The organism is Roseateles sp. P5_E11 (assembly GCF_054049355.1).
In genome coordinates, this window is the sequence record NZ_JBFUMO010000529.1 from 1 (window position 1) to 4,077 (window position 4,077).

Below are 4,077 nucleotides of genomic sequence, written 5' to 3' on the forward strand. Positions count from 1 at the left end.
GTTCCTTGAAGCCGCCGCGTTTCACGTTGACCCAGAAGCCCAGCCCGAAGCCATCGGCATCGCCGCCGGATTTGGAACCGAGATGGTCGGMCGTCATCAGCGCCACGGTGTGGGGCGCCAGGATGCGCACGCCATCCAGCTCGCCCTTGTTCAGCAGCATCTGCAGGAAGCGCGTGTAGTCGCCCGCGGTGCTCAGCATGCCGGCGCCGCCGGACAGCAGCTTGCGCGGGCCGTTGACGAAGTCGCTCTTCGCCGACGTTTCCATCAGCTTGAGCCGGCCGCCTTCCAGCCCGTAGACGTTGGCCAGGCGTTCCAGCTTTTCCGGTGGCAGGAAAAAGCTCGTGTCGGGCATGTGCAGCGGGTTGGTGATGCGCTCCTTGATGAAACGGTCCAGCGGCTGGCCGGAAACGACCTCGACAAGACGGCCCAGCACGTCGGTGGCGTAGCCGTAGATGAACTGCTCACCCGGCTGGCTCTGCAGCGGCAGCGCGGCGAAGCGGTCGGTCCACTGCGCCAACGTCTCGTCGTTGCCGACGAGGTACCAGTCCTTCATGCCAGCAGCGCTGTAGGCCGCCTGGGCTGGGCCGCCGCCGTAGCTCATGCCGGCCGTGTGCGTCAGCAGGTCGTGGATGGTCAACGCGCGGCGCGGCTTCTCGGTGCCGCCTTGGGCCAAGGCGACCTGCAGGTTGGCGAAGGCCGGCAGGTAGCGCGCCACCGGGTCCTTCAGCAGGAAGCGACCTTCCTCGTAAAGGATCATGGCCGCCACGGTCGTCAGCGCCTTGGTCATGGAGGCGATGCGGAAGATCGTCTCCGTGCGCATCGGCCTGGCGTTCTCGATGTCGCGCTGGCCATAGGCCTTGAACACGACCGGCTTGCCATCGCGCAGCACGGCCATCACGCCGCCGGCGAGCTGCTGTTTGCCGATCTGCTCCTCGATGGCTGCGTCGAGCCGCTGCAGGCGTTCCGGCGAGAAGCCTTGTGCGGTGACCGCAGCGGCCTTGGGCGGTGCGGCCGAGGTCGCTGGGGCGTGGGCCAGCGCGGCGCAGGCCAGCGCCAGGGCGGCAAGGGTGGTTCTCATTCGGCTCAATCGCCCAGAGGGCGCTGCTGGGTGAAGCCCGGGCTCGCTGCGACGTGGAACTGCTCCGGTGGCAGCGGCCTGGCGGGGTCAATGGCGCCAAGATCATCGCGCAGCTGTGCGGCCACCGGCACACGGGCTTCCCGCAAACCCAGGGCCACCAAACGCGCCAACTGCATGGCGCCGTAGTTGTTGTGGTGGGTGTTGTCGAGCTTGCCGTTGTTCATCGGATGGGCGGCCTGGGAGCGCTCGGGGCCGAGGGCCGCGTAGAACTGCTGGCTCATCGCGTTGAGGTCGATGAAGGCCAGCTTCATGTCCTGCGCGACCGCGCGCGCCGCGTCGGCGTACTCGGTCAGGCTGGGCCTGAGCTTTCCCTCGGGGTCGAAGTTGCGCCTCTCCATCGACGACACGACGACCGGCACGCCGCCTCGCGCCAGGATGCGCTCGGCATGGGTGCGCAGCTCGGCCTTGTAGGTCTGGGCGTTGCCGCTGCCGTCCTTCTGTTGTTTCTGGTCGTTGTGGCCGAACTGCAGCAGCACGGTGTCGCCCGGTTGCATGACGGACAGGATCTTGTCGATGCGCCGGCGTGCCAGCGAGTCGCGGAAGGTTTCGCCCGACTGCGCATGGTTGGCCACGGCCACGGTGGGCTTGAACAGGCCCGTCAGCATCTGGCCCCAGCTGCTGTAGGGCTCGCGGGACTGGTCGGCCACCGTGGAGTCGCCCAGCAGGAAGACGGTGGGCACCTTGACGGGCTCAATGACGAGACTGCGCAGCGCCGGCTGGCTGCCGTTGATCTCCAGCGTCAGGCGCTGGTCCCAGGCCCAGATCTCATCCTTGCTTTCGCGCGGTTCCTTGAGCTTGACGACGCCTGCTTCCACACCCGGCACGGCGGCGATGCGGGCGGTGCGCACGTTGACGATGAAGCTGCGCGTTTCAGTTGCACCGGCAGCCACCCCCACGCTGTCCAGCATCAGCCGACGCAGCTCGGCTTTGATGGTCGTGTTGCTGGCGGCGGCGGCGCCGAGCGTCGCGGTGACGCGGTAGTTGCCTTCCGCGGGCACGTCCACCGTGAAGAAGCTCGGCTGGCCGGCGGCATTGAGCGCGGCGCCGGGCTCGAAGCCGGCGCCGCGGTCACGGCTGTAGGTGGGCGCGGGCGTCGTGGTGAAGTCGAAGCTGAGCGGTTCGGCCGCGCGTGGCTGGGAAACACAGCCACTGAGGCACAGAGACACAGAGAAGAGCATGGAGAGAAAGGGCAGATTTCCTCTGTGCCTCTGTGTCTCTGTGGCTGTGTTCATCGATGTGGTCATGTCAGTCAGTGAGCTGGTCGCCGATCAGGGCCAGGTTCTGAATCGCCGCCAGCCCCCACTGCGCGGTGTYATTGGTGCTGATCCAGGGCGCCTCGTCCACCGGGTTCAGCGCCAGCGGGCCGGCGATGCGCGTGGTCTTCAGCGTCTTGTGGCCGCGCGGATCGTCGGCCAGGAACTCGCGCCAGGCGCGCTGGGCCAGGGCCTTGTCCTGCTTGCTCTTGGCCGCGTAGGCGCTCAGACGCGAATGGCCCACGCTCAGCACCGTGCCGCCGCCGTGCGGCGCGCCCAGCGCCTTGACCTGCTGGTCGCGCGGCGCGTTGTAGAGCTCGCAATACTGCAGCCAGGCCTGCTTGAACTCGGGCTCATCGATCAGCTCCACCAGTTCGGCCATCATCTCCACAGCACCAAAGACGGCGCTCAGGTGGCTGGCGCTGAGCTTGTCGCCGCTGACGTTGTGAAAGGCGCCTTCGTTCGGCCCCGTGGGCTCGTAGCCACCGCTGCCGGTGAAGAAGCCGTGGGGCATGGCGGCGATGCCCTGCATGCCGCGCAGCAGCTTGTTGCGCCAGCGCACATCGCCGGTGCGCTCCCACTCGGTCAGCACGTTGGCGACGACCGAGCCCCAGTCCGTGCCGAAGCCGATGCGCGCCGGCCAGGGGCCCTTGTCCACGCGGCCGGCGATCTTGCGCACGGGGTCGACCTCATCCATCTTGGTGTCGGCGCTGAGCACCTCGCGCATGACGTCGCCGATGCGCTCGTCGGCCGTCAGGTAGTAGTAGAAGCGGCGGTAGGCCGCCGTGGAGATGCGCGCCTGCTTGGCGCTGCAGCCCCAGTGCTGCACGTTGTGCCGCGTGCCCAGGCCCTGGAAGCGGCCGGCGTGATAGATGTCGACCTCGCTGGTGTGGCGCACCATGGCCTCGGCGAAGCGGAAGATGTCGGCGCGGCCACTGCGCAGGTAGGCGTACCAGAGCCACAGGTCGGGCGACAGCTCCGAGTTGTCCCAGGCAAAGCCGCCGACGTCGTAACGCCATTCGTGGCGGTCGCTGTCGTAGGTGTGGCGGATGTCGCCGTAGTCCCAGAAGCCGTACCAGTGCCGCTGCTCGACCTCCTTGGCATAGAAGCCGAACAGGAAATCCAGCTTGTCCTCGATCTTGACGCGCATCGGCGTGCTGCGGTCAGGCAGGCTCCACAGCTTGCCGAAGACGCCGGCCGACAGATAGCGCTGTGGCGAGGCGGCCAGTTGCGGCGGCGTCTGCACGGCGGCGGCCATCTGCACGAGGCGTTCGCGGGTCGGCGTAGCGGCCAGCGCCCACAGCGTGATCTCGCTGCTGCGTGCGATGCCCACCGGCGTGCCGAAGCCCTTCTCGTAGTCCTCGTAGGTCATCTCCAGGCCCTCGAGCTCCTGCTCGTGGGTCTCCTGCCCCAGGCCATCGTGATAGAAGCGCAGGTCCATGGCCGGCGCCTCGGGCGAGTGCATCCACAGCGTCACTTGCGCGGCGTCGGTGTGGGCATTGCGGATGTCCAGTTGCGTCGGGTGGCGCTGCCAGAAGTCGCGCAGGCCAAAGGCCACGCCGCCGGTGGCGCCGCCGATATAGCCGCTGCCTGGCGCCCGCTTGCCGAAGGCGGCGGGAATCCAGCCATGGCCGGCCTTGGTGCGCTTCTTGATCTGGAAGCCGTCGGCGCTGAGCTGACTTAAGG

The 4,077-nt window shown here is 67.9% G+C and carries 3 protein-coding genes; all 3 read right to left on the reverse strand.

The genetic code is table 11. The annotated features are described in order from the left end of the window. A partial coding sequence (locus ACXJKR_RS26290; protein ID WP_457325315.1) for a serine hydrolase domain-containing protein occupies positions 1–1,078 on the reverse strand: 1,078 nt, incomplete at its 3' end. A 5-nt stretch (positions 1,079–1,083) separates the two neighbouring features. After that, positions 1,084–2,304 carry a rhamnogalacturonan acetylesterase gene (locus ACXJKR_RS26295; protein WP_457325316.1) on the reverse strand — a complete coding sequence of 407 codons (1,221 nt, stop codon included), beginning with the start codon at positions 2,302–2,304 and terminating at the stop codon, positions 1,084–1,086. Positions 2,305–2,383: 79 nt separating this feature from the next. Then, positions 2,384–4,077 (reverse strand): exo-rhamnogalacturonan lyase family protein (locus tag ACXJKR_RS26300; RefSeq protein WP_457325317.1); only part of this gene is annotated, 1,694 nt, incomplete at its 5' end.